General features: G+C 65.0%; 24 protein-coding genes and 1 pseudogene. 15 read left to right on the top strand and 10 right to left on the bottom strand.

From position 1 onward, the window contains the following. Positions 1-3: 3 nt before the first annotated feature. The 8 genes from C7444_RS19210 (at position 4) to C7444_RS19180 (ending at position 9472) form a co-directional block, all read left to right on the top strand. On the top strand, positions 4-3150 hold the full coding sequence (locus tag C7444_RS19210) for an efflux RND transporter permease subunit (RefSeq protein WP_110402472.1): 3147 nt from the start codon (positions 4-6) through the stop codon (positions 3148-3150). A gap of 1 nt (position 3151) precedes the next feature. After that, positions 3152-4546: an efflux transporter outer membrane subunit gene (locus C7444_RS19205; RefSeq protein WP_110402471.1), complete on the top strand. Its 1395-nt coding sequence runs from the start codon at positions 3152-3154 to the stop codon at positions 4544-4546. Next, on the top strand, positions 4534-5220 hold the full coding sequence (locus C7444_RS19200; protein ID WP_110402470.1) for a TetR/AcrR family transcriptional regulator: 687 nt from the start codon (positions 4534-4536) through the stop codon (positions 5218-5220). Before C7444_RS19205 ends, C7444_RS19200 begins: the two co-directional genes overlap by 13 nt. A gap of 324 nt (positions 5221-5544) precedes the next feature. Continuing rightward, a complete protein-coding gene (locus C7444_RS19195) occupies positions 5545-6318 on the top strand; it encodes a MipA/OmpV family protein (RefSeq protein ID WP_110402469.1) in 774 nt (257 codons plus the stop codon). Positions 6319-6333: 15 nt separating this feature from the next. Beyond that, the gene (locus C7444_RS19190; protein WP_110402468.1) at positions 6334-7008 is read left to right on the top strand and encodes a response regulator transcription factor; all 675 of its coding nucleotides are present in this window, start codon (positions 6334-6336) and stop codon (positions 7006-7008) included. Positions 7009-7036: 28 nt separating this feature from the next. After that, complete coding sequence (locus tag C7444_RS19185; protein ID WP_170130811.1) at positions 7037-8302, top strand: sensor histidine kinase; 1266 nt, start codon at positions 7037-7039, stop codon at positions 8300-8302. A 79-nt stretch (positions 8303-8381) separates the two neighbouring features. Further along, positions 8382-9284, top strand: a complete 903-nt coding sequence (locus tag C7444_RS20085; RefSeq protein ID WP_146219453.1) for a DAPG hydrolase family protein — start codon at positions 8382-8384, stop codon at positions 9282-9284. A gap of 26 nt (positions 9285-9310) precedes the next feature. Beyond that, complete coding sequence (locus C7444_RS19180; RefSeq protein ID WP_110402466.1) at positions 9311-9472, top strand: DUF1427 family protein; 162 nt, start codon at positions 9311-9313, stop codon at positions 9470-9472. Between the two features lie 25 nt (positions 9473-9497). Here the strand turns inward: C7444_RS19180 and C7444_RS20820 are convergent, their stop codons facing one another. Beyond that, positions 9498-9632 carry a hypothetical protein gene (locus C7444_RS20820; protein WP_259372567.1) on the bottom strand — a complete coding sequence of 45 codons (135 nt, stop codon included), beginning with the start codon at positions 9630-9632 and terminating at the stop codon, positions 9498-9500. 135 nt (positions 9633-9767) lie between these two features. Here C7444_RS20820 and C7444_RS19175 point away from each other — a divergent pair, with 135 nt between their 5' ends. Continuing rightward, a complete protein-coding gene (locus C7444_RS19175; protein ID WP_245909645.1) occupies positions 9768-11315 on the top strand; it encodes a tannase/feruloyl esterase family alpha/beta hydrolase in 1548 nt (515 codons plus the stop codon). Positions 11316-11375: 60 nt separating this feature from the next. Here C7444_RS19175 and C7444_RS19170 read toward each other — a convergent pair whose 3' ends face one another. Continuing rightward, a complete protein-coding gene (locus tag C7444_RS19170; RefSeq protein ID WP_110402464.1) occupies positions 11376-13448 on the bottom strand; it encodes a sigma-54-dependent Fis family transcriptional regulator in 2073 nt (690 codons plus the stop codon). 177 nt (positions 13449-13625) lie between these two features. On the opposite strand from C7444_RS19170, the gene C7444_RS19165 reads away from it, so the two are divergent. Beyond that, positions 13626-14120 (top strand): dihydroneopterin aldolase, encoded by a 495-nt coding sequence (locus C7444_RS19165; RefSeq protein WP_245909647.1) that lies wholly within the window; start codon positions 13626-13628, stop codon positions 14118-14120. Between the two features lie 105 nt (positions 14121-14225). Here C7444_RS19165 and fae read toward each other — a convergent pair whose 3' ends face one another. From fae to C7444_RS19130, 7 genes are all read right to left on the bottom strand, one after another. Beyond that, the gene (gene fae / locus C7444_RS19160) at positions 14226-14738 is read right to left on the bottom strand and encodes a formaldehyde-activating enzyme (RefSeq protein ID WP_110402463.1); all 513 of its coding nucleotides are present in this window, start codon (positions 14736-14738) and stop codon (positions 14226-14228) included. Positions 14739-14822: 84 nt separating this feature from the next. Then, positions 14823-15761: a triphosphoribosyl-dephospho-CoA synthase gene (locus C7444_RS19155; RefSeq protein WP_110402462.1), complete on the bottom strand. Its 939-nt coding sequence runs from the start codon at positions 15759-15761 to the stop codon at positions 14823-14825. A gap of 8 nt (positions 15762-15769) precedes the next feature. Further along, positions 15770-16777 (bottom strand): ATP-grasp domain-containing protein, encoded by a 1008-nt coding sequence (locus C7444_RS19150; protein WP_259372566.1) that lies wholly within the window; start codon positions 16775-16777, stop codon positions 15770-15772. Positions 16778-16781: 4 nt separating this feature from the next. Beyond that, positions 16782-17786, bottom strand: coding sequence for a methenyltetrahydromethanopterin cyclohydrolase (mch, locus tag C7444_RS19145; protein WP_110402461.1), 1005 nt, complete (start codon positions 17784-17786; stop codon positions 16782-16784). 2 nt (positions 17787-17788) lie between these two features. Continuing rightward, on the bottom strand, positions 17789-18958 hold the full coding sequence (locus tag C7444_RS19140) for an ATP-grasp domain-containing protein (RefSeq protein ID WP_110402460.1): 1170 nt from the start codon (positions 18956-18958) through the stop codon (positions 17789-17791). Further along, a complete protein-coding gene (locus C7444_RS19135; RefSeq protein WP_110402459.1) occupies positions 18955-19863 on the bottom strand; it encodes an NAD(P)-dependent methylenetetrahydromethanopterin dehydrogenase in 909 nt (302 codons plus the stop codon). Before C7444_RS19135 ends, C7444_RS19140 begins: the two co-directional genes overlap by 4 nt. A 35-nt stretch (positions 19864-19898) precedes the next feature. Continuing rightward, positions 19899-20957 (bottom strand): beta-ribofuranosylaminobenzene 5'-phosphate synthase family protein, encoded by a 1059-nt coding sequence (locus tag C7444_RS19130; RefSeq protein ID WP_110402458.1) that lies wholly within the window; start codon positions 20955-20957, stop codon positions 19899-19901. Positions 20958-21232: 275 nt separating this feature from the next. Between C7444_RS19130 and C7444_RS19125 the strand changes: the two genes are divergently transcribed. Together C7444_RS19125 and C7444_RS19120 are read left to right on the top strand one after the other, a co-directional pair. Beyond that, entirely contained in the window at positions 21233-22087 is an 855-nt protein-coding gene (locus C7444_RS19125; protein WP_110402457.1) for an AAA family ATPase, read from the top strand. A 16-nt stretch (positions 22088-22103) separates the two neighbouring features. Next, entirely contained in the window at positions 22104-22703 is a 600-nt protein-coding gene (locus tag C7444_RS19120) for a GNAT family N-acetyltransferase (protein WP_110402456.1), read from the top strand. Between the two features lie 12 nt (positions 22704-22715). Here the strand turns inward: C7444_RS19120 and C7444_RS19115 are convergent, their stop codons facing one another. Further along, positions 22716-23930, bottom strand: a complete 1215-nt coding sequence (locus C7444_RS19115; protein ID WP_110402455.1) for a GGDEF domain-containing protein — start codon at positions 23928-23930, stop codon at positions 22716-22718. 270 nt (positions 23931-24200) lie between these two features. On the opposite strand from C7444_RS19115, the gene C7444_RS19110 reads away from it, so the two are divergent. From C7444_RS19110 to C7444_RS20725, 3 genes and pseudogenes are all read left to right on the top strand, one after another. After that, entirely contained in the window at positions 24201-25094 is an 894-nt protein-coding gene (locus C7444_RS19110; RefSeq protein WP_110402454.1) for a transporter substrate-binding domain-containing protein, read from the top strand. A 118-nt stretch (positions 25095-25212) separates the two neighbouring features. Continuing rightward, entirely contained in the window at positions 25213-26277 is a 1065-nt protein-coding gene (locus tag C7444_RS19105) for a type II asparaginase (protein WP_110402453.1), read from the top strand. A 52-nt stretch (positions 26278-26329) separates the two neighbouring features. Continuing rightward, positions 26330-26469: pseudogene (locus C7444_RS20725) on the top strand (amino acid ABC transporter substrate-binding protein); the annotation flags it as partial.

Raw genomic sequence — 26469 nt, 5'->3', positions numbered from 1 at the left:
TTCATGGCACGTTTTTTCATCGACAGGCCTGTGTTCGCATGGGTGCTGGCGATCATCGTGATGCTGAGCGGCATCATGGCAGTCAATACCCTGCCCATTGCCCAATACCCGACGATCGCTCCGCCTGCCGTTGCCATTTCGGCGCGTTACCCCGGGGCATCTGCCAAGACACTGGAAGACACGGTCACCCAGGTCATCGAGCAGAAGATGAAAGGGCTGGATCAGCTCGAGTACATCTCTTCGACCAGCGAGTCTTCCGGCGCGGTCACCATCACGCTGACTTTCAAGACAGGCACGAACCCCGACACCGCGCAGGTTCAGGTACAGAACAAGCTGGCCCTGGCCACGCCGTTGCTGCCACAAGAGGTGCAGCAGCAAGGTGTCCAAGTCACCAAGTCCGCCAACAACTTCCTGAACGTGCTGGCGTTCGTGTCCACCGACGGGCGGATGACTGGCAGCGACTTGTCGGACTACGTGGCAGCCAACATCCAGGAACCGCTGAGCCGGGTCGAGGGTGTGGGTGACACGACACTGTTCGGGTCGCAATACGCCATGCGCATCTGGCTGGACCCGAACAAGCTCAACCAGTTCAAGTTGACGCCGACCGACGTGAAGGCGGCCATCACGGCACAGAATGCCCAGATCTCGGCAGGTCAGGTCGGTGGCTTGCCTGCGGTGCAGGGCCAGCAGTTGAACGCGACCATCAGCGCCCAGACTCGACTGAAGACGGCTGCTGAGTTCGAGAACATTCTGCTGCGTACCTCGACTGCAGGATCTTCAGTCAGGCTCAAGGATGTGGCTCGCATCGAACTGGGCAGCGAAAGCTACGACGTTTCCAGCCGGTTCAACGGCAAGCCGGCAGCGGGTCTGGCACTGAAGCTGGCCACGGGCGCCAACGCGCTGGCCACGGTACGTGGCATCGACACCAAATTGGAGGAGTTACGGCCCTTCTTCCCTCAAGGTGTCGACGTGATCAAGCCCTACGACACCACTCCATTTGTGCGCCTGTCCATCGAGGAAGTGGTCAAGACCCTGGTCGAGGCAGTGGTGCTGGTGTTCCTGGTGATGTACCTGTTCCTGCAGAACTTCCGTGCCACGCTGATTCCTACGATCGCAGTGCCGGTCGTGCTTCTGGGTACCTTCGGCGTGCTGGCAGCCTTCGGGTACACGATCAACACGCTGAGCATGCTGGCGATGGTATTGGCCATCGGCCTGCTGGTCGACGATGCGATCGTCGTCGTCGAGAACGTCGAGCGGGTGATGAGCGAAGAAGGGCTTTCTCCACTGGAGGCGACCCGCAAATCCATGGGCCAGATCTCGGGAGCTCTGGTTGGCGTGGCCCTCGTGCTGGCTGCCGTGTTCGTTCCCATGGCGTTCTTCGGAGGTTCCACGGGTGTCATCTACCGCCAGTTCACCGTCACCATCGTTTCGGCGATGACCTTGTCAGTCCTGGTGGCAATGATCCTGACGCCGGCACTGTGCGCGACGCTGCTCAAGCCTGTGCACAAAGGCCATGCATTGGCTACCACTGGCTTCTTTGGTGCGTTCAACCGACTGTTTGATCGCAGCAACACTGGTTATCAGGGCGCAGTGCGCCACATGGTCAACCGCGCAGGCCGTTACATGGTCATCTATGCCGCGCTTGCAGGGCTGGTGGGATTCGTCTTCACGAAGATTCCCGGCGGCTTTCTTCCTGACGAGGACCAAGCCACGCTGTTTGCCGTGGTGCAACTGCCTGCAGGTGCAACTCAGGACCGTACGATCAAAGCATTGAAAGTTCTGGAGAACCAGTTTCTGGTCGAGCAAAAGGACTCGGTGGATTCGATCTTCACCGTGGCAGGTTTCAGCTTTGCGGGCAGTGGCCAGAACGCCGGCTTTGCCTTCATCAAGCTCAAGCCCTGGGACCAGCGCACGGCCAAACACCAGAAGGCACAGAACGTGGCTGGTGCAGCCATGATGGCCATGTCCAAGTTCCGTGATGCTTCAGCCTTCGTGTTTGCACCTCCTGCCGTGTCCGAACTGGGCAATGCCAGTGGTTTCGACCTGATGCTGCAGGACCGAGCCAACCTGGGTCATGAAGCGCTGATGGCTGCACGCAACCAGTTGCTTGCAGCACTGATGAAGGAGCCGGGCCTCGTGGCCATCCGACCCAACGGACTGGAAGACACACCTCAACTGAAACTCGAGATCGATCAGGAGAAGGTCGGGGCGCTCGGCCTGTCAATGGCTGATGTGAACAACACCCTGTCCGCCGCCTGGGGCAGCAGTTACGTCAATGACTTCATTGACCGCGGCCGCGTCAAGAAGGTCTTCATGCAGGCTGATGCACCTCATCGCATGTTGCCTGGCGACATTGACCGCTGGCATGTACGCAACGCAAGCGGCACCATGGTTCCGTTCCGTGCCTTCGCAACTGCTGATTGGGTCGTCGGTTCGCCGCGCCTGGAACGCTACAACGGCGTACCCTCGGTCGAGATTCTTGGCATGGCACTGCCTGGCGCCTTGTCCAGCGGACAGGCCCTGGATCTGGTGGAAAAGCATGTAGCCGAACTGCCCAAGGGCATAGGCTTCGAGTGGACGGGTGTCTCACGCCAAGAGCGCGAAGCTGGAGGCCGGGCAGCCGTGTTGTATGCGGTATCCATTCTCGTCGTCTTCCTTTGCTTGGCCGCACTCTATGAAAGTTGGGCAGTTCCGGTTTCGGTGATCATGGTGGTGCCGCTGGGCGTGCTGGGCACCATTGTCGGTGCACTGCTGAGCTGGAAGATGAACGATGTGTACTTTCAGGTTGGCCTGCTCACGACTGTAGGCCTGGCATCAAAGAATGCGATCCTGATCGTCGAGTTCGCCAAGGAGCTGGTGGCGCAAGGCAAGGGTGTGGTCGAGGCAGCCATCATGGCAGCCGGCCAGCGCCTGCGTCCCATCCTGATGACTTCGCTGGCTTTCATTCTGGGCGTTCTGCCGCTGGTGACCAGCAAAGGCGCCGGTGCTGGTGCACAAAATGCGCTGGGCACTGCGGTGGTGGGTGGCATGGTTTCCGGCACTGTTCTGGCGATTTTCTTCGTACCCCTGTTTTTTGTTGTCGTGCAGAGACTGGTGCCGCGCAAGGCATCGACTGTCGACAGCTCCACCTCATTGCAGGAGGGCCACTGAGATGCCCCGCTTCCTCTCTTTGACCATCGTGGCTCTGGCATCTTCGCTGGTGGCTTGCAGCAACTTGGCGCCACGCTATGAACAGCCGGCAGCGCCCATACCAGCTGCCTATGATGAGACGTCAACCTCCACAACCACTCCGGATATTGGCTGGAAAGAATTTTTTTCCGATGCAACGCTGCGTCAGTTGATCGAGAGCGCCCTGCAACACAACCGTGATCTGCGGATCGCTGCACTGAACATCGACAGGGCACGCGCGACGTACCAAATTCAGGACGCACAATCGTTGCCCAGCGTTGCTGCCAATGCAGCCGGTTCCATCAGTCGCGTACCGGCCAGCTTGTCTGGTGCGGGTTCGGCCGTGATTGGACGTCAGTACAGTGCCAACTTGGGCATCACCGCCTACGAACTGGACTTGTTCGGGCGAGTGCGAAGCATGAACGAACAAGCACTGGAGCAATTCCTCGCCACAGATCAGGCACGTCGCGCTACGCAACTGAGCGTCGTGGCCTCGGTTGCCCAAGCTTGGCTGGGCCTTGCTGCTGATCTGGAACGACTGGGGCTTGCACGGGAAACTCTGCGCAGTCAGGCCGAAACGCTGGCGCTGACCCAGGCGCGCCTGAACAACGGTTACGGCACTGAACTCAGCTTGCGGCAGGTCGAGACGAGCGTCGAAACCGCACGAGGTGACGTGGCTCGCTACACAGGACAAGTAGCCGCTGACCAGCATGCATTGTCGCTGCTGGTCGGCACAGTATTGCCAGAAGCGCTGCAGCCTGCAGCGCTGGTCGACGAACTCAATGCCATGGGTGATCTGCCCGTTGGTCTGCCGTCCGAGTTGTTGTTGCGACGCCCTGACGTGCTGCAAGCCGAGCATCAGTTGAAGGCAAGTCACGCCAATATTGGCGCTGCACGTGCGGCGTTTTATCCACGCATCAGCCTCACTGCGGCGGCAGGCAGCAGCAGCACAGCCTTGTCTGATCTGTTCAAGAGTGGCTCGAGCGCCTGGAGCTTTGTGCCACAAATCAGCTTGCCCATCTTCGATGGTGGGGCCAATCAAGCCAATCTCGACAGCGCCAAGGCAGCGCAAGGCATTGCCTTGGCGCAGTATGAGCAAGCGATTCAGGCCGCATTCCGGGAAGTCTCGGATGGGCTGTCACAGCGCACATCCATCTCTGCACAATTGCAGTCGCAGCGCGCGCTGCTGACCGCCAGTGAGCAGGTGCTGAAACTTTCCGAAGCCCGTTACACCCATGGCGTTGACAGCTATCTGCCGGTACTGGATGCGCAACGCAGCAGGTACAGCGCAGCGCAGGGTTTGATCAGTCTTCGCTTAAACAAGCTGAACAACGATCTGGCTTTGTACAAGGGATTGGGTGGCGGATGGACTCCCTGAGTCGTCAGTCAGGTACGGCTCCAGCAGGGACAGGCAGCCGTTCCTGCCGATCAATCAGCACTGGAACCGCCTCGCAAAAAACCAGGGAAAAATTACTGGATGCCGCTGAAGAGCTATTTTTGAAACAGGGTTTTTCCTGCACTACGCAGGAAAATATTGCCGAAATCGCCGGGCTGTCCAGAGGCGCCTTCCGCTGGCACTTCGACAGCAAGTGCTCGATCCTTCGAGCTGTGCTGGAACGACGTCTATGGCTTGCAGAATATCCCGCCAAAAGCTCCATCGACGAAGAAGCGGCAGAAATATCTGAACACCTAGCCAAGCTCGCGTTGAAGCCGCTTCAACACCTTGACGATGAAGTTCGGCTGCTCAGACTGATGGGAGTCATCCGGAACTCCGAATGCCATTCACTGCTGATCGATCCAGCATGGAATGAGAAATTAATCTCATCACATCGTGCGAATGAAATCTGCACATTGATTCAAGCTCTGAAACTTGAAGGCAGGCTTGAACAGACAGTGGACCCTCAATATGCGGCACTCGGCTTGCTGGCGATCGGACATGGATTGGCAGCGCAGTGCTCCCTTGGCTTGGGCAGCGATGCTGCGATCGCTTCAGGCCGATTGGCAGTCAAGACTTATCTTGATGGTTTGGGTTTGGTTATTTCAAAAAATTGATATCTTCTGGCCACTCAATAAGCCTGAGACCACCGACATATCTGAGTCATTGCAATGATGCACAAGAACAGATGCGGCCAAAGCAAGTGGTTGGTTGGCAATGCGGCTGGCATGAAGATCGACTCAGGCCATCGTTCAAAATAGATGAACCACAATCATCGACAGGGTCGTACATATGTACGCGCCATCGCCACCAACATGGATGACCCGGTACAGCAAAAATTAACTCACCTCGAATGACCCATGCCGTCAACCGTTGGCCGGTAATAATCCGGTAAGTCAAAGCGAACTAACATTCAATTCTGACCATCGAGAAAGATCAACATGTACTTCACATCCCGCCCCCCATTGATTGCCGCCTTCACGCTCGCCATGACGCTGCATTCGGCCGTAGCTCAAGCCGAAAGCCCACCCAAAGAAGAGAAAAATTCCCGCTGGGGCTTGGGCTTGGGAATCGGCCGGGAGACATCGCCTTACCGCAGCGTCAAAACCGACACAAAAATTCTACCCCTTCTGACTTTCGAAAATGATTATGCACGGTTATTCGGTCCTTCACTCGATGTGAAGTTGCCTTCAGCTGGATTGGTCTCCTTTACTCTGCGTGCACGTTATTCGGATGCAGGCTATGAGGCGAGCGATGCAGCTGAACTTCAAGGCATGGAAAAACGCAATGGAGGCTTGTGGCTGGGCGCCCGAACCGACTTGCGTCTCCCTCTGGCAAATTTATCTGCCGAATGGCTGGGCGACGCTTCAAACCGAAGCGGTGGTCAGCAAATCAGGCTGGAAGCCAGTCATCGATCGCAGTTTGGCAGCGTGAATGTAATGCCTCGATTAGCCATGGTATGGCAGGACAGTTCATATGTTGACTACTATTATGGTATTCGTGCCACCGAATCGCGAGTAGGCCGCGCTGCATACGATGGCACATCGAGCATCAACACTGAATTGGGACTGCGCATGAACATTTCTCTTGCTCCGAAGCACAGCACCTCCGTAGACGTGAGTCACACGATCCTTGGATCGTCCATCAAGGACAGCCCGCTGGTGGGGCGCAGTGGTATATCAGCCGTTCGGGCGAGCTATCTATATAGTTTTTAAGGTATTGATCACACCATGTATCGCGTGCTCTTGCTGGAAGATCATGATCGCTTGGCAGCCTTGGTGAGGCAGGCACTGGATAACGCTGGCCTGGCATGCGATACGGTCGAACGTGCGAACTTGGCTTGGGAAGCACTGCAGACCATGGACTACTCATGCATCATCGTTGATCGAGGACTGCCTGATGGAGATGGCCTTGACTTGGTGCGCCGCTTGCGGACAGATCGTCAGTTCATTCCATGCCTGATGCTCACGGCAAGAGACGCCCTACACGATCGAGTGGATGGACTTGAAGCAGGCGCCGATGATTATTTGAGTAAGCCCTTTCCAATGTCCGAACTGGTGGCGCGTGTTCGCGCATTGCTGCGGCGACCGCCAATCCAAGTAGCACTCAATCCAAGCTGGGGTGACGTGCGTCTGATACCGGAGCAAGGTGTGATGCTATGCAATAACTATACCTGCCCGCTGGCACGTGCGGAAATGCAAATCATGCTGACATTATTCAGAAATGAAGGCAGTCCTGTACGGCGCTCAACCCTCGATGCGGCAGCTTGGGGCTTGCAGGAGGCAGTGACGCCCAACGCGCTGGATGTAGCCCTGCACAGAATACGGCGCAAACTAACCGATATAGGTTCCAACCTGCGCATCAACAATGTCCGCGGAGTTGGATATGCAGCCATTGAGGGCTGACTGGCACCAAAGCTTGGCAATCAGGCTGATGGCAACCTACTTGGCAGCCATGGTTGCAACACTTTCATGTGTCGGCACGACTGTCTGGTTTGCTTTTTCCCCACAGACGGACAGAGGCTCACTCCACAGTGCAGAGAAGTTGGCAAATATAATTGCCCAGTCACTGGAATTCGATGCAGAAGGCAGCCCTGTCAACCTGGATTGGCCGGACCAACTCCCATGGCTGCTTGAGGCGCTTCCGCGAGACTTGGCTTATCAGGTGAGTGATCCCTCCGGCCATGTACACCTGAAATCACGCGATATACCGCATTTTTCAGGCGCCGCTGAAACTCCAATGTCGACCTACTCACTGCCGATCAATCGAGGAAAAATCTCTTGGATCATCGAGGCCAAGGTCAGTGAGCGACTGGTGACTGTGATCCACTTGGATTCCAACCGGAGGATTGGCGGGGCAACACTCGCTACAACATTATTGTCAGCAGTCGTTCTCGGAATTGTTCTGTCGTTGACCGTGAAGCGGCTTCTGCGCCCACTCCATATCGCTTCGGCTCAAGCCAAAGAAATCGGACCAAGAAGAATTTCTCAACGCTTGACTGATCGCAACCTACCCAGCGAATTGCGACCCTTGGTGCAGGCTTTCAACGAAGCACTGAGTAGACTGGAATCAGGATTTCGCAATCAGCAACGCTTTTTGGCTGACGCGGCACACGAACTCAAAACACCTTTGTCACTATTACGTGGTCAAATTGAATTAAACGGCAACTTGCAACAAGATCAGTTGTTGTGCGATATAGATCACATGACACGACAAGTACAGCAACTACTTTTATTGACAGAAGTCAGTGAAACCAGCAGTTTCAGGATCGAGCCAATTCAACTATTACCATTGACCCAAGAGGTCATTAATTTTCTTCGCCCCATAGCGATAAAACGTCAAGTGCACATGCGCATTACATTTGACAACACCCACACCACGGTTGTAGGTGACCGCATGGCACTGTTCGCATTGGTGAAAAATCTTCTAGAAAACGCATTACACTTTTCCCCGAAAAATGGCAAGGTCGAACTGTCACTGCAAACGAATTCACTTGCCGTTCGGGACCAAGGGCCAGGCATTTCACCGAATCACCTACCGCACCTTTTTGAGCGTTTCTGGCGTAGTCCGCAGCGCCGCCACGAAGGCGCCGGCTTAGGCCTGTCGATATGCGAGGAAATCGCACGTTCACATGGCTGGGAAATTACGGTTGACAGCCCCAAAATAGGCGCATCGTTCACACTGCATTGGCTGAATTAAGACAGAGTTCTAAAACCGCCGACAGTCATGGCACTGATGGCCTAACCACCTGCGATACAGGATTCACGGAGCGACGCACATGCGATACCAATTAACTTCGGCTGACCGGGCGCCCATTCCCGCGAGCTATGACATCGAAGCTCGCTATCTGGGCTATCGCACCGAGGACCACGCAAAACCCTACGCAAAATATTTTCAGAAATGTGCATTACCTATTCAGGCGCACGCGCGCGAAGCCATGATCACCGGTCCCGTTGCCGCAGAATATGGAATCCGACTTTCGAATGCAGCAGACATGTTGGCCCGCCCAGGTTACCTTCCTCAGGAGACAGGCTACACGCTAAACTCTGATGGACACATCGTGGTATCGGTTTTGACGAAAATGCCCGGCGTGACAGGCGAAATGTGGGACTGGTGGTTCGGATGGCATGGCGCTGAAACCGCTCGCTACAAGTTATGGCATCCAGATGCACATGTCTACACCGGAATGGGCGAAGACCGCAGTCAGATACCAGGCCTGAGTGATCGTCAGAAATACATCAACAATGTATCCTATGTGGACGAATACCTTGGCGCCAGCTTTTCTCCTCTGACCGTTCGCTTCGTTGACCCGCAGAGCGTCGGGTTTGCGCCCAGCAAGCCGGGAAACACCGTGATCGTGGCGCGTGGTGGCCTAACCCCCTTACCCCTCTCATTTGCGTGGCTGATCCACCAAGTCCGAGCCACCCCGGATGGTTCGGAAATGCGCAGTCGATTTTTCGCGAATTGCGTGGAAGTCTTGAATTTGCCCTCGCGTTCGACACACAGCGCCACAGGAAAAATCATGACCCTGCCTGTAGTGAACGGCTTGGCGAACACAATTCTGTCGTCAAAGAACTTTGTGAAGTTGCGAGAGTTCGGGCCTGACATGATGTTTCACTGTGCGCAGGAAATGAATCATCTGGCTAGTTTTTTACCAGAACTTTATGCCGAGTTTAAATAGCACCACAATTTCCGGAGCACAAGAACATGAAACCATACATCGTATCCTTGTCGATGGGAGTTTTGGCCGGAGGTATTTATGGTTTTTTTCATACCAAATCCCCTGCTCCACCCTTGATTGGATTGCTGGGATTGTTGGGCATGCTGATCGGCGAGTGGTTGGTCAACACCATCAAGCCCATGCTGTAACGCCATGGCGACACTACGGAGCACGCTAAAAATTCATAATACCAATATCACGCAAGCCAAATCCACCAAATACACCAGCCTCATTAATTTTTAGTGCAACAGGTTTAAATAGACGACCATCATGCACATAATCACAAAAGTCTGGTACACGTTTTTGCATAATCCACAGAGCATGCGCAGGAAAAAACAGATGCTTATACCTTCACGATCTCCATCACTGCTTTTCGCTTCCATGCTGTACTGCCTGGGCACAACCCCAGCCATGGCGACATCTGCTCATGAGAAATGCCAAGCCATGGCTTCTTCCAAGGCAGAGAAGACGATCATCACCATGACAAAATACGTACCGGAAGGTCCGGCCGCTGCCGATCCTGAAAGGATGATGACCGGCGCCAGTGGACGGGGTGCCATGTTGCCAGCACACTGCGTCGTTCAGGGTGAGATCGAACCACGTACTGGCGCAGATGGAAAACATTATGGAATTCGCTTTGAAATTCGTTTTCCAGACAATTGGCAACAGCGCCTGATGTTTCAAGGTGGCGGTGGCTCGGATGGCTTTCTTGCTAACGCGCTGGGCACCGTACCGACACTTGGCTCATCTGCTTTGCCCGCATTAGCCCGCGGCTATGCTGTTGTATCGATGGACGGAGGCCATCCTGAAAAGGATATAAGTTTTGGCAACGACCAGCAGGCGAGGCTTGAATTTGCCTATGCTGCGATTGGGAAGGTGACCATGCGGGCCAAGCAGTTCGTGACTCAGTATTATGCTTCGGCTCCGGCACACTCATATTTCATGGGTTGTTCAAACGGTGGTCGCGAGGCCATGATTGCAGCTCAACGCTACCCCTTAGAGTTCGATGGCGTCGTCGCGGGCAATGCAGGTTTCCGCCTTAGTCGCGCCGCCGTGGCAGAAGCTTGGGATACACAGGCTTTTATGAAAATTGCACCGAAGGATGCAAAAGGACGGCCAATATTATCAGAAGCTTTCTCCGAGGCAGATTTGAAAATAGTAGGAAATGGTGTTCGTGATGCTTGTGACGGGCTAGATGGAATCAAGGATGGATTGATCAACGATTATGGTGCCTGTCGCTTCAAGCCAGCTGCCTTGCAATGCGCATCAGGCAAGCAGGCAGACTGTTTGAGCAAAGCGCAGGTCAATGCACTTGATGCCATCTTTGGCGGCCCCAAAAACAGCAAGGGTGAAGCTCTGTACAGTTCTTGGCCCTATGACACGGGGATCGCGTCGACTGGATGGCGCGTCTGGAAGCTTGGCTTTTCCAAGGATGCTGGACGCCCCGATGCTTTGAACGCGACCTTGGGTTCAGATTCGCTGACAGGGTACTTCATGACGCCTCCTGCCCCGGGATTCGACACACTGACTTTTGATTTTGACCGCGACATGTCACGCGTTCAGCAGACCGGAGCACTCAACGACGCGACGTCCACGTTCATGAATACATTTTCGACGCGCGGCAGCAAATTGATCGCATTCCATGGAATGTCAGATCCGGTATTTTCCGCTCACGACATCATGACGTGGTTTGATTCGTTGACACGAGACACGAACGGGGGCGACGTCACAGCCCGCGCCAAATGGGCACGGCTTTTCATGGTTCCTGGCATGACACATTGCGGCGGCGGCCCTGCCCTCGACGATTTCGATCCTCTAGGCGCAATCGAGCAATGGGTCGAAACCGGAAAAGAGCCGAGCCTTCTTGCTGCGACAGGAGAGGCTTTCCCTGGTAAAAATCAGCCCCTCTGCTCTTACCCTGCAATCGCACGCTATCAAACGGGCGACCCGAATCATATTTCTTCCTATCGCTGCGTTGCACCGCCCCGGTGAGCTTCATGAATAAGCTTTCACATCAGAGATGCTGTGAAAGCGTTTCCATGATGCAAACATCTAATCGGTGTGCGAGATCTGGATGTGCAGCTTGTGCAGCTTGCGATAGAGGGTGTTGCGGCTGACGTCGAGCGCCTTGGCCACGTTGCTGACGTTCCAGCGGTGGTGCTCCAGCATCTGCAGCAGCACCTGGCGCTCGTTGGCCAGGATGGGGTTGAGCCGCGCGACGGCCTGGGCGGCCTCGTCGTCGGCCGCACCGGCCTCGCCGCGCACCACCGGCACCGGCTCGCCGGCCATGGCCGGCCCGCACGGCACCGGCAGGGCGACGGGCGCCACCGAGGGACGCACGGTGCGCAGCGGCGCGGGCAGATGCTCGGGCTCGATGGGCAGGCCGTCGGCCAGCGCGCAGGCCGAGCGCAGCGCATGGCGCAGCTGGCGCACGTTGCCCGGCCAGTGGTAGGCCATCAGCAGCTGCTCGGCCTGTGGGGTCAGGCGGGCCTCGGCCCCGCCTTCGGCCACCAGCAGGTGGTGGATCAGCTCGCGCCGGTCGCTGCGCTCGCGCAGCGCGGGCAGCGCCAGCTCGATGCCGGCCAGGCGGTAGTAGAGGTCCTCGCGGAAACGCCCCTGCTCGACCAGCTCGATCAGGTTGCGGTGGCTGGCACTGAGCAGCTGGAAGTCGACGGTCACGGTCTCCTCGGCACCCAGCGGCGTGACCTGGCGCTCCTCGAGCACGCGCAGCAGGCGGGCCTGCAGGTCCAGGGGCATGTCGCCGATCTCGTCGAGGAAGAGCGTGCCACCGTCGGCCTGCAGGATCTTGCCGCGCCGGCCGTTGCGCTGCGCGCCGGTGAACGCACCGGCGCGGTAGCCGAACAGCTCGGACTCGATCAGGCTGTCGGGCAGGCTGGCGCAGTTGATGGCGACGAACGGGCCCTGGGCATGCGGGCTGCCGTCGTGCACCGCACGCGCGAACACCTCCTTGCCCGAACCGGTCTCGCCGCTCAGCAGCACGGGCGTCTGGCGGGCGATGACACGCCGGGCCACCCGCAGGTGGTTGGCCAGGCGCGCATCGCTCATCGTCGAGCCGGCAGCGGGTGCGGCGACGGTCGGGGCCGGCACCACCGCCGGGGTGCGCGGGCCGGCCGGACGCGGCGGCGTGGCCGACGGGATCGGGCCGAACGGGCCGCCGGTGCCCGGGCGGGCCGGGTCCTCGGCCGGGCGGCGCATCACCGCGAAGAAGCGGTGGGCGGCGTTGGCCCGGTAGGTCACCACCGGATGGAAGGACGACTGGTTGCTGCGCTGCATCAGGTCTTCCTGCGAGGTCTGGAAGATGTCCTCGATGCGGCGCGAGCGGATGTCGGCGACCGACTGCAGGCCGAGCTGGAACAGCGCGCTGCGGTTGGCCGCCAGGATGCGGCCGTCGTCGGACACCGCCAGACGGCCTTCGTGCAGCGTGTAGACGAACTCAGGCCGGCTGTGGAAGTGCAGCGGGTGGGCATGGCGGAACGAGCGGTCGATCAGCCGGTTCTCGATCATGCGGGCGGTCATGCCCAGCAGCACCAGCAGGTGCTGCTGGGCCAGGCTGGAGCGGCTGGACACGTCGAGCACCGCCGCCATCTGCCCGGACGGGTCGTAGACCGGCACGGCCGAGCAGGTCAGGCCGGTGAAATGGGTGAAGAAGTGGTCCTCGCGCCGCACCGCCACCGGACAGGCCGCCGCCAGGCAGGTGCCCATGCCGTTGGTGCCGGCTTCGGTCTCGCTCCAGACCGCGCCGGTGCGCAGGCCGACCGGGCCGACCTCGGCGGCGAACTCGGCCGACGAGACCATGTGCAGGATCACGCCGTCGGTGTCGGTCAGCACCACCGCCGACTCGGTGTCGGCGAGCTGCTGGTAGAGCGTGGTCATCTCGTAGCGGGCGCAGTCGATCAGGTCGGACAGGCGCTCGCAGCGCTGCTCGAGCGAATGCGGCTCGACGACCTTCAGGTGCCGCGGACGATCAGGGTGCAGGCGGTAGTCATCGAGGCAGCGGCGCCAGGACTGCGCCACCACGTCGGCGCTGTCTGCTTCGACATGGCCACGGACCACGTCGAAGACACGCGCGGCGTGGCGTTCGGGTTCCAGCAAGCTCAGGGACATGGGGCAGATCCTTCGCAGAGTGTGCATTCTTGCCACCGAACGTCCACCCTGTCACCGGTATTAGCACGGGCTCGCACGCTGAACCTGCGCCGGCTCAATGCCGCGCCGGTGCGGCTCGCATCTTGCTGCCTGGCGGCCATGTCCGTGATCACCCACCCAGGAGACCCCACCGTGCCGATGACCGCCCCGAGCTTCGAGCTGCCCTCCCCGAACCCGGCCAGCGCGCCGATGGACCTGATCTTCATCGAGGGCTTCCGCGGCCAGACGGTGATCGGCATCCACGACAGCGAGCTGCATCACCCGCAGCCGCTGTGCATCGACCTGCACGCCGGCCTGCCTCGCGCCCACGCCTGCCGCAGCGACCGCATCGCCGACACGATCGACTACGGCGTCGTGCGCGAGCGCCTGGTCGGCCTGATGCAGCACCACGGCGTGCAGCTGCTCGAGGCGCTGGCCGAGCGCATCGCCACGATGCTGCTGGTGGATTTCGGCGCGGCCTGGGTGCGGGTGCGCATCATCAAGCCGCGCAAGTTCGACGACGTCGAGGCGGTCGGCGTGATGATCGAGCGGCGCCGCAGCGAAGCCGACGAGCGTGGCCCGGCGGGCGCCGTGGGCGGTGCGCAGATCCTGCAGTGGATGGGCGCGGGCACCGTCCCGGGCGAGCGGACCTGAGCACGCCGGCCACCCCGTGCGGCAGACGACACGAGGCCGGCTCAGGAGCCGGCCTCGTCGCTGGATCAGGCGCTCAGACGCTCAGGTGCTGATGCACCCCTGAGCTCAGAGGTGGGCGGCGAAGGGGTGGGCCGCGGCGCCCTTCTTCGCGACCACTTCGGCGGCCGTGGGCGAGCCGGCCACGGCCCGCTTGAGGGCTTCCTTGGTCGCGGCGTAGTTGTAGTCCTGGATCTTCTTGTCGTCCTCGGCCAGCCAGTGGATGAACACGCCCACCGAGACGAAGAGGTTGTCGGCCTCGTCCAGCGGGATGGTGCCGTCCTCGACGCAGTCGGCCACCGCCATGGCCACGCCCCGCTGGGCCGGGCCGAACATCTGCACGGCCTGCTTGGCGCCCTTGATGGTCACCTTGTTGAACATCACGGTGGCCGGCTTGGCCAGCAGGTTGGGCGCCACCACGGCCAGCAGGGACGTGAAGCCGTCCTTGTTGTTGACCAGGGCGTTCGCGAAAGCGGTTTCGGCCGCCGAGCCACGCGGCCCGATCAGCAGGTCGATGTGGGCCACTTCGTTGCCGTCACCGATGAGCGATTCGCCCACCATCATGCGATCGATCTTTGCCATGGTTGTTCAGTCTCCGTTGAATGGGTGCTTCGAGGGCTGTTGCGCGGACATCCCTGTCCGCGAACACATGCTTCAAATCACGTTTCATGCCAACGCATCCGCGGCATCGGGCCAGGCCAGCAGATCGGCCAGCATCAGCGTCGCGACGGTCAGATCGGCACTCGTGCCGGGGTTCAGGCCCCGCGCCTTCAGGGTTTCATCCCATGCCACCCAGGCCGGGTCGGCATCGAGCGCGCCCCCGTCGCGCAGCCGGTCGCGCCAGGGGCCGGCCTGATCCATGACAGTCTGTGCCAGCGCCGGGCCGTGCTTGCGCACAATGTGTGAATCGGGGGCCGAGGCCAGGTAGGCGAGGTAGACGGCCTGCACCACGGCCGCTTCGGCGGGCCGGGCCGCAGTCGCCGGCAGGCCCTGCCCGCCCAGCCGCCCGCCGCCCGGATCGGCGGCCGCCAGGGCCTTCAGGCCCACGTCGAACAGCTCGGCCCCGCCGGTGACGTACTGCAGCGCGATGCGGTCGCGGCCAGACGCCAGCGCCATGGCCTCGCGCAGCGTGACGCCGGGTCGCTGGCGCACGTCCTGAGCCTGGACCTCGCCCAGCCCGCCCGGGCTGGCGCGGGCGATGGCACGGAAGGCGGCCGCGGCATCCTCCAGCGTCAGGCCGGCCATCACCCACTGCACGGCCGCACGCAGCGTCGAGGCGTCGGCCGGCAGTCCCTCCAGCGCCTCGGCGGCCCGGGCCAGCGGCGCGCACAGCAGCAGGATGCCCAGGTTGGTGTTGCAGCCGACGCGGGCACGCGTGGCGGTGACGGCCGCCTCGATGCGCTCGCCCACCGCCGCACCCGGGCGGCACAGCAGGTCCGCGCAGGCCAGCGCGCTGTCGATGAACTGCCGCGCCTGCATGCCGTGGCCGGTCGACAGGTGGCTGACGTTGCCCGGCTTGCGCACGGCCACGTCCCAGTGGCAGGCCCGCAGGAAGGCCTGGCGTGCCTGTCGCGCACGCCGGGCCGGGCGTTCGACCGGGGTCATCACCGCGCTCATGCACGCCGCGGCGCACGCGCCGTGGCCGCCGGGAGCCGCACGGCGCCCTCGCGCAGGTGCAGGTGCGAGCCCGCCAGCTTGCGGTCGATCAGGTCGTCGACCAGCGCGCGGGCGATGTTGAAGTCCGTCACCTGCTGCAGGCCGCGCCAGGCGGCCACGCCGTTGACCTCCAGCACCAGCACCGGATCCCGGCCGGCGGCGGGCATCAGGTCGACACCGGCGTAGTCGACCTGCAGCGCGGCGCTGGCCGCCTCGGCCAGGCCGGCCAGCGCGGGGGTGAGTTCGGCGGCCTCGCAGCGGGCCCCCTGGGCCACGTTGTGCACCCAGTGGTCGCTGACGCGGCGCATGGCCGCCACCGCCCGCCCGCCGATGACCAGCACCCGCCAGTCGTGGCCCGCGGCGCCACCGGTGGCCAGCGGCGGCACGAAACGCTGCAGATAGGCCAGCCGGCCGTAGTGGCGGTCCAGCGCCGGCAGCGGCTGGTGGCGGCCGTCGACCTCGCCGACCTGCTGCAGGCCCTTGCCCTGCGAGCCGAACAGGGGCTTGAGCACCAGCGATCGGCCGGCGGCGCCTTCACGCACGACCCGGCGACGGGCGCGGGCCTCGGATTCGGTGGCCCAGGTCGGCGGGGTCGGCACCCCGGCCGCATGCAGCAGCAGGCTGGTCATCGACTTGTCGACGCAGCGCTCGATCGCCCGGGCATCGTTGTAGACCGGCACGCCCAGCGCCGTCAGCGCATGCAGCACCCCCAGGCGCTTGGTGACCTGCTCGAAGCTGCCGCCGGCCACGCCCCGCACGATCGCCGCATCGGGCAGTTCGCGGCCGAAACCGGGGACGAGCAGGCCGTGCCACGATGCCTGGGTGTCGATGTCGATGTCGGCCAGGTCGACGCAGCGGCCCAGCGCCCCCCGCTCGCGCAATGCACGCTGCAGCTGGCGGGTGTGCCAGCCGATCTCGTCGGTCATGATGGCCACCCGCAGGCCCCGGCACGCCGGCGTGGCCACGGCCTCAGGCCTCCTGCAGCCAGGCACGCTGCAGCAGCGCCAGGTCGAGCCGGCCGCCGTGGAAGGTCTGGCCGCTGCCCAGGTGGCTGACCCAGACCTCGGCCGGGGCGAACAGCTCGGGGTCGATGCGGTAGAAGTCGTGTCCGGCCTGCTCGAACAGCTCGGCGAACGGCCGGCCATGGTCACGCGAGCGCAGCGACGGCAGGCGCTCGGCCAGCGCGCGCGCGGCCACCAGCTCCCCGGCGACGCTCAGGTGCACCTGGCCGCCGTAGAGGATGGCGTCGTTGGTTCGCCCCATGGCCTGCACCCCATCGGGGCTGGGCAGCGGCAGCGGCGCGCAGGCCGAGCCGCCGACGATGTGATCCAGCGCGAAGCCGGCGGTGTGGGCCTTGTGCAGCGCCACCTCCAGCACCCGGGCGACCACCTGGGTCGTGCCGGCCAGGCTGGTGGTGGGGGTCAGGATGAAGGTCAGCTGCGCGGGCGACAGGCCGCAGTCGCGCAGCACCTTGTCGATCACCACCGCAGGGGGCTCACGATCGACCTCGAGCACCAGCACGGCGCGGCCCGGCCGGTCCCGATAGCCCAGCTCGTCGAACAGCGGCTCGCGCCCGGCCAGCGCGCGGGCCGGACCGGAGCCGAGGGCGAAGAAGCGCTTGCCTCCGGTCTCCTCCTTCGTGGCCGACAGGCTCCAGCCGGCGTACTGGCTGGCCAGGCAGGCCAGCACCGGCTGGTCGCTGGACACCTCCAGCCAGGTCGGCCAGCCGGGCCGCGCCCCGGTGCCCAGGCGCACCCGGCCCAGGCCGCCCATGCAGATCTCGCCGATCAGCAGGCCCGCGCCGACGCTGCCGGGCACCGTGATGCCGGCATCGATCAGGCACAGGCCCCGCTCGTCGCGGTGCACGCGCACCTGCAGCGCATCGGCCTCGGCGCAGAGCCGGTCGACCAGCACGGCCGCACGTTCGTTGACACGCAGCGGGGAATCTCGCCAGGGCGCTTGGTGCAAGGTCATGTTCAGGTGTCCAGCAGGTTCAGGATGTGATCGTGGCGCTGGCTCAGCAGGCGAGCCACCGTGTCGGGATCGGCGGCCCGGGCGCTGACGCTGCAGACCGGCTGCCACGCCGCCACCTCGATCGGTGCCGAGGGAAGGTCGTGCAGATCGTGCGTCGTGCGCCGGTCTTGCCTCAGCCGCTCGAGCTGGCGCGGGTCCAGGCGCAGCGGCCGGGGGGCATGCACGACGGCCTGCCCCCCCACCTCCATCGCGTCCGCCGCCAGGCCACCACGCAGCGCGGCCAGCGCCGCCGCATCGGGCAGGCGGCCCTGGCAGCAGGCTCGCAGATGGGCCTGCATCAGCCCGCCGCCACGGCCGTACAGCACCAGGCTGGCGGGCGGGCGGGCATTGACCTCCAGCACCAGGCAGCGCTCACCGTCGAGCAGCAGGTCGATGCCGCACAGGCCCCGCAGCTCGAAGGCGGCGACCAGCCGGTCGGCCAGGCCCTGCCAGGCGGTCTGCTGGCGCCCGGACGGCCAGGGCAGCGGCCCGATCACGCCGGTGTAGCGCCAGGGATGGGCGGCGTCGGTGCCGCACAGCAGGCGGTTGGCCCCCAGCAGCGCGGCCCGGCTGCCGTTGCCGATCAGCGTCAGCGACAGGGGCTGGCCGGCCATCCACTGCTGCCAGTAGGTCTGACCGGTGGCGGGGGGCAGATCCGGCGCGTCGGCGGCATGGATGTGCTCGCCGCCGCTGCCGCCGAAGTCCTTGCGCAGCCAGCCGCGGGACGTCACGGGCCGCAGCTGCACCGGCGGGTGCTCGATGCCACGGGCGTCGAGCACGCCGAAGAAGAACGCGGGGTCGCGCACCCGACGCACCGCGGCCGGGGTCGTGCCCAGCAGCGGCAGCGCCTCGGCCGCCGCCTCGAGGCCGCTGTCGCGGGGCTCGAAGCCGCTGCCCGGCACCCAGCCCAGCCACTCGCGCCCATCCTGCCGCACCAGCGCATGCAGGCAGGCGGCGAGCGCCTCGCCGTCGACCGGCGACCCCGGGCGGGCCGGCAGCGGCTGCCAGCGCTCGCAGGCCTCGCGGGTGTCGGCGTCACCGAAAGCATCGAACGCCACCACGTCCAGGCCGTCGCGCCGCGCGGCCTGCGCCAGGGCGCGCACCGACACGCCGGCCAGCACGAGGCGGGTCACGCCACGCTCCCGCCGCGCAGCACGCGGGCCCGCTCGAAGGCCTGGGTGAAATCCAGCACCTGGGGCTTCTCGGCCTCGTGCATGAGGCGCAGCAGCTGCTGCTGGGTCTGGTACTTGACGTTGCCGATCGCCAGCGCGCCGATGCCCACCGCCGGGCTGCCCTCGATCGGACGACCGTCGTCCATCACGCCCACCCCGGCCACCCCTTCGGGCGGCACGGCGTTGAGGTCGGCCACCACCCGCAGCCGGCGGGCCGCCGGCAGGTCGGCCGCCCCCACCACCTGGACCCCGGCGGCCGCGCAGGCCAGCAGCACCTCGGCATCGGCGATCGAGGCCTGCAGATCGGCCGGCCCGGCCCCGGACACCGCCCCCAGCGTGACACCGAAGCGCTGGCCGGTGGCACTGGCGGCACTGGCGGCGGTCGCCTGGCCGCCATGGCTGGACAGCGCCACGTCGGCGCCGCAGCGGGCGGCGATCACCGCGGCGATGCGGCCCACCGGCCCGGTGCCCCCCAGCACGAGCACCCGCCGGCCGGCCAGGCCGCTGCCATGGTGCTGCTGCAGGACCGACTCGACGCAGGCGACCATCGCCGCCGCGGTGGTGTAGGCGCCGCTGGGATCGGCCATCAGCGAGACCGCGAACGGCGGCACCAGCGCGCGGCGGGCCCGCTCGAGCATGTCGGCGGCCAGCAGCGCGTCGCGTCCGCCGATGAAGATGCCGGTGCGCGCCAGGCCCTTGGGGCTGCGCGAGAAGATGGTGTCCTGCGTCAGCGCGGCCACGCCGTCGAGCGTCACGCCGCAGTACGGCGCCAGCACCTGGTAGCCGGCGTCGGCCGCCATGTTGATGTCGAACGGGCTCATCTGCGCGCCCGGCGTGAAGAGGTGGAGGATGTAGGGGCGTTCCATGGCGTGCTCTCGTCGGTCGGGGTTCGGGATCTCGGTCAGCGGTCGCTGCGGGTGTCGATGACGGTGGCGCCCTGGTCACGCACGGCGACGATGCGCAGCCGCAGCCGGTCCTCCACCACGCCCGCGGCGCGCGCGGCCTGCAGCAGGGCCTGCGCCCGCTCGGCCGAAGGCAGCAGCGCGAAGCCGGTCGGCCCCCAGGAGCTCTGGCCGATGCCCGCGCCGGCAGGCGTGTCGCCGTCGACGTTCCGCGCGGCATGCGCCAGCCAGCGCATCAGCCGGCCCACCGCGGGGCTGGTGTAGGGCTCGCCGTGCTGTGCCGGCGCGAAGTGTTCGCCCAGCACCTGCTGGATGCGGCTGATGCCGGCCGCGCAGCTGGCGAAGTCGTCGCCGGCCGCGCCGGGCAGCACCCGCATCAGCGTCTCGTGACAGATCTCGGCGGCCTGGGCCCGGCCCAGCGGCGCGAGCCGGGCCAGCGCCTGCTGCTCGGCCGGGCCGGACAGGCCGCTGCGGGACGGATCGCTGACCACCAGCACCCGCCAGGCCGGCGGCAGGCCCAGGCGGGCCAGCAGCGGCGCCGGGCGGCCGTCGGCCATCGGTCCGCCGTCCAGCAGCAGCCCGCCCTGGTCGAAGCCGGCGATGCCGATGCCCGAGCGGCGTCCACGCCCCAGCCAGGCCGCCAGCTCGGCGCTCGACAAGGCCAGCCCGTGCCAGCGCGCGAAGCCCCGCCCGATCGCCAGCGCCAGCTGCGTGCCCGAGCCCAGGCCGCTGTGCGGCGCCAGCGTGTGCACCAGGTGCAGGTGCAGCGGCTGCTCGCAGCCGCTGCGGGCCTGCAGCTGGCGCAGGTGGGCCGCGGCCCGGTCCAGGTCGGCCGCGGCGTCCGGGTGATCGGCGCTGACCCGGTCCTGCGCCGCCGCCCGCAGCACGATGCGGGTCGACAGCCCCTGCACCACCAGGCCGAGGCTGCCGAAGCGCCGCCCCAGCGTGCCCGCCGGATCAAGGAAACCCAGGTGCAGTCGCGCGGGGGCGTCGACCGTCACGGCGCGGTCCAGCGGGGTCGCGACGGGAGAGGCGGTACCGGCAGCCGTGGTGGTCATGACAGGAGCCCGGAGGTCGTTGGTCTGGACCTGCGGATCTGCAAGCGGTATTCCACGCCGACCCCGGTGGATTCCCGGGGTCGGCGGGGCCCGCCGGGCCGGCGGGCGGGGCGGCCACGGCCCGCGGGCCCGCAGGCTGTCCTGCGACCGGGACACACTGTCACCGCGCCCGCGCGGCCGATCGCCCGGCCGGAGGGCGCCGATATACTGGATCCGGACCGGCCGACCCGGCTGGCGCCCCCTCCCCGTCCTTCCACCTGCAGGCCCGCACGCCCATGAAGTTCACCGGCTCCCGCAACTACGTCGCCACCCCCGACCTGATGCTGGCGGTCAACGCCGCCATCACGCTGCAGCGACCGCTGCTGATCAAGGGGGAACCCGGCACCGGCAAGACCATGCTGGCCGAGGAGGTGGCCGCCGCGCTGGGCCTGCCGCTGATGCAGTGGCACATCAAGAGCACGACCAAGGCGCAGCAGGGCCTCTACGAATACGACGCGGTGAGCCGGCTGCGCGACAGCCAGCTCCAGGACGGCGAGAGCGCGCAGAAGGTGCGCGACATCCGCAACTACATCGTCAAGGGCACGCTCTGGCAGGCCTTCGAGGCGCAGCAGCCGGTGGCGCTGCTGATCGACGAGATCGACAAGGCCGACATCGAGTTTCCGAACGACCTGCTGCGCGAGCTCGACCGCATGGAGTTCCACTGCTACGAGACCCGCGAGATGGTGCGGGCGCGTCACCGGCCGCTGGTCTTCATCACCTCGAACAACGAGAAGGAGCTGCCCGACGCCTTCCTGCGCCGCTGCTTCTTCCACTACATCCGCTTCCCCGACGCCGAGACGATGCAGCGCATCGTCGACGTGCACTTCCCCGAGCTGAAGAAGGAGCTGCTGGCCGCGGCGCTGAAGAACTTCTACGACGTGCGCGGCCTGCCGGGCCTGAAGAAGAAGCCCAGCACCAGCGAGCTGATCGACTGGCTCAAGCTGCTGGTGGCCGAGGACATCCCGGCCGAGGCGCTGCACAGCGCCGACCAGAAGGTGGCCATCCCGCCGCTGGTGGGCGCGCTGCTGAAGAACGAGCAGGACCTGACGCTGTTCGAGAAGCTCGTGTTCATGCAGTCGCGCAACCGCTGACCGACCGGAGACCCGCATGCTCGACATCACCCCGGTCACGCTGCAGCGTGGCCCCGTGCGCCTGGAGCCGCTGGGCCTGCAGCATGAAGAAGGCCTGAAGGCGGCGGCGGCCGACGGCGAGCTGTGGACCGTGCGGGTCACCTCGGTGCCCGAGCCGCAGCAGACCCGCGCCTACATCGACGCCGCGCTGGCCGGTCAGGCCGCGGGCCACCGCCTGCCCTTCGCGGTGATCGAGCGGGCCACCGGCCAGGTGATCGGCTGCACCAGCTACCACGACATCGTGCCGGCCATCGACCGGCTCGAGATCGGCTGGACCTGGTATGCACGCCGGGTGCAGCGCAGCGCGGTCAACACCAGCTGCAAGCTGCTGCTGCTCGAGCACGCCTTCGACACGCTCGGCGCACAGCTGGTGGGCTGGCGCACCGACCACTACAACTTCGCCAGCCAGCGGGCCATCGAGCGCCTGGGCGCGCGCAAGGACGGCGTGCTGCGCCACCACGCGCTGCGCCGCGACGGCACGGTGCGCGACACGGTGATGTACAGCCTGGCGCGTGGCGAGTGGCCCGAGGTCCGGGCCCACCTGCTGCACCAGCTCGACCGGCCCCGCGAGGCCTGACGGGCCCGCGGTTCAGCCGGTGCAGGCCTGCACCACCGGCTCGTGGTCGGACGACCCCGGCGGCTGGACCACGACACGGTTGCGCCCGGCCGCCTTGGCGCGGTAGAGCGCCTCGTCGGCGCGGCGCAGCACGTCCTCGAGCTCGTGGTCGCCGGGGCGCGGCGCGGCCACGCCGAAGCTGGCCGTCAGCGGCCAGTCCAGGCCCTCGCGCAGCATCACCGGGCCGCCCGCCAGCGCCTGGCGCAGCCGCTCGGCCGCCTGGGCCGCCATCGAGACCTCGTGGCCCGGCAGGATCAGCAGGAACTCCTCGCCCCCCATGCGCGCCACGCCGTCGAGCTCGCGCGCCTGGCCCTGCAGCAGCTGCGCGACATGCACCAGCGCCCGGTCGCCGGCCTCGTGACCATGGTGGTCGTTGACCCGCTTGAAGTGGTCGACGTCGAGGCTGATCAGCGCGAAGGACTGGCGCAGCCGGGCGTAACGCTGCCACTCGCGCTCCAGCAGCCCCTGCATCGCGCGCCGGTTGAGCAGGCCGGTCAGCGGATCGCGCTGGGCCAGATAGGTCAGCCGCGCCATCAGTCGCAGCACGATCAGGAACAGGAACAGCAGGTTGAAGACCGCGGCCGCGACCATGCTGAAGTACAGCACCGCCTGGTTGATCAGCACGGGCGTGTCGAGCTCCATCGACTGCTCCGGCGAGGCCACCGCCCGGGCCATGCGCAGGAAGTGCAGCAGCCCGAACAGCGCCGGCACCAGCGTGGCCGCCCAGGCGGTGCGCTCGCCGAACTGCTGGTGCACCGGCGCGAAGCCGACCCAGCTCGAGCGCAGCAGCACCCAGGCCGCCACCCCCGACACCGTGGCCACCCGCGGCGCCACGTCGGCCGGGTCGGGCCCCACCAGCAGCAGCATCGACACCGCGCCGCACGTGAGCACCGCATGCTCGAGGTCGAGCGGGCGCATGCGCAGGAACAGCTCGCTGCCGCGGCGCACCGCGACGAAGCTGAGCACGAAGCACAGATTGGGCAGGGTGTGGGTCACCCAGGGATGGCCGTGAGGGCGCAGCCCGATCAGCAGCAGGCCCAGGCCGGACAGCAGCGAGAAAGCCAGCCAGTGCCGCACGGCGGCACGCTCCTCGCCGACGATCGCGTACGCGGCCACCCACATGCCCGCATACAGCAGCATCTGGAAGCCGACCAGCTGGATCAGCGCGACGAGATCGTGGGAGGACATGCAGAGGGCATCAACGCAGGCGACTGTCCGGGTTGTCGGCGTCGCGCGCCGCGACTTGATGGTGGGGCGGATCCGCCGGGTCGCACGGAACGGACTTCCGTGCGCAAGCTGGCACCCGGCGAACGGAAATCCGTCCAGACGCAGGCCCGCACCGGCCAGATGGCTTGCACATCAATGACTTGCGTCACGGATCGGGGGGGTTGCGGCCTGGCACGGCTCCTGCAAATCACGGGCTCATGATGCCGCTCCCGTCCTGCCGCTGAGATCGTGATGAACCGCCTTGCCACCCTGCTGTGCCTGCTGATCCTGCTGTCGAGCGGCCGGCAGGCGGGCGCCCAGGAGCTCGACACGCTCGGCCGCATCGCCGAGACCGGCACGATCCGGCTGGGCCACCGCGAGTCGTCGGTGCCGTTCTCCTACCACGACGGCCGCCACCAGGTGGTGGGCTATTCGCACGAGCTGATGCTGAAGGTGCTCGAGACCGTCAAGGCCGAGCTGAAGCTGCCGGCGCTGACGATCAAGCTGGTGCCGCTGACCTCGCAGAACCGCATCCCGCTGATCCAGAACGGCACCGTCGACCTCGAATGCGGCTCGACCACCCACAACGCCGAGCGGGCCCGCCAGGTCGGCTTCTCGGTGTCGATCTTCGTGGTCGGCACCCGGCTGATGACCCGCCAGGGCTCGGGCATCCACGGCTTCGACGACCTGGCCGGCCGGCGGGTCGTCGTCACCTCGGGCACCACCTCCGAGCGGCTGCTGCGGCTCTTCAGCGAACGCCGCGGCCGCGACATCGAGATCGTCCAGGCCAAGGAGCACAGCGCCTCGTTCCGCCTGCTCGAGGACGGCCAGGCCGATGCCTTCATGCTCGACGACGCGCTGCTCTACGGCGAGCGGGCCAAGGCGGCGCGGCCCTCGGACTGGGTGGTCGTCGGCGCGCCGATGTCCTCCGAGGTCTACGGCTGCATGCTGCGCCGCGGCGACACGGCCTTCAAGCGGGTGGTCGACCTCGGGCTGACGCGGCTGATGCAGTCCGGCGAGGCCCTGAAGATCCATCAGCGCTGGTTCCAGAGGCCGATCCCGCCCAAGGGGCTGAACCTGAACTGGCCTGCGTCGGAGGACCTGCTGAGGCTCTACCGCCAGCCCGACGACCAGCCGCGCGGTTGACCCCGCGCCCCTTTCCGGCGGGAGGAGGCCATGAGCATCCTCCTCCCGCCTCCCTGCAGCCGGAGGCCCGCGTGCCGCCGACCGCCCTGCTCGATCCCTCGACTGGAGTGTTCCCGTGATGATGAAGCTTGTCCGTTCCCTGGCGACCGCCTTCGTGTCGCTGACCATCGCCTGCGGCGTGCATGCCCAGGCCAAGCCGCAGGTCGTGCTGCTGGCCACCGGCGGCACCATCGCCGGAGCCGGCGCGACGGCCGCCAACAGCGCCACCTACCAGGCCGCCAAGGTGCCGGTCGACAAGCTGATCGCCGGCGTGCCGGAGCTGGCCCAGGTCGCGCAGGTGCGTGGCGAACAGGTCTTCCAGATCGCCTCCGAGAGCTTCACCAACGAGCACCTGCTGACGCTGGGCAAGCGCGTGGCCGCGCTGGTCAAGCAGCCCGACGTCGACGGCATCGTCATCACCCACGGCACCGACACGCTCGAGGAAACCGCCTACTTCCTGAACCTGACCGTGCACACCGACAAGCCGGTCGTGGTGGTCGGCTCGATGCGCCCGAGCACCGCGCTGTCGGCCGACGGCGTGCTCAACCTGCTCAACGCCGTGACCGTGGCCGCGGCCAGGGACAGCCGCGCCAAGGGCGTGCTGGTGGTGATGAACGACGAGATCCACACCGGCCGTGACGTCAGCAAGAGCATCAACATCAGGACCGAAGCGTTCAAGAGCCCCTGGGGCGCGCTGGGCATGGTCGTCGAAGGCAAGGGCTACTGGTTCCGTGCCCCAGCCAAGCGCCACACGATGAACTCGGAGTTCGACATCGAGAAGATCAGCGCCCTGCCCCAGGTCGACATCGCCTACGGCTACGGCAACCTGAACGACATCGCCTACCGCGCCTTCGCGGCCAAGGGAGCGAAGGCCCTGATCCACGCCGGCACCGGCAACGGTTCGGTGGCCGCACCGGTCGTGCCGGCCCTGCGTGAACTGCGCTCGCAAGGCGTGCAGATCATCCGCTCGGCCCGTGTCGTCGGTGGTGGCTTCGTGCTGCGCAACGCCGAACAGCCCGACGACCAGTACGACTGGGTGGTGGCTCACGACCTGAACCCGCAGAAGGCCCGCATCCTGGCGATGGTCGCGCTGGCCCACGGCGCCGACAGCAAGGCGCTGCAGCGCATGTTCCTCGAGTACTGATCCGGCCCGACCGATCGGATTCCTTCCCGTCCTGAACACTGATCCATCCGCCATGAACAAGACCCTCAACCTGCTGCTGTCCGCCCTCGTCGTGACCGGCGCCGCCCAGGCGCAGAGCACCGACACCCTCAAGAAGATCAAGGACAGCGGCTCGATCACGCTGGGCGTGCGCGAGTCCTCGGGCGCGCTGTC

It is taken from the genome of Sphaerotilus hippei (assembly GCF_003201595.1).
GTDB lineage: Bacteria > Pseudomonadota > Gammaproteobacteria > Burkholderiales > Burkholderiaceae_C > Sphaerotilus > Sphaerotilus hippei.
The sequence above is the reverse complement of the archived record's forward strand: the minus strand, read 5'-3'. Positions and strand labels throughout refer to the sequence as shown.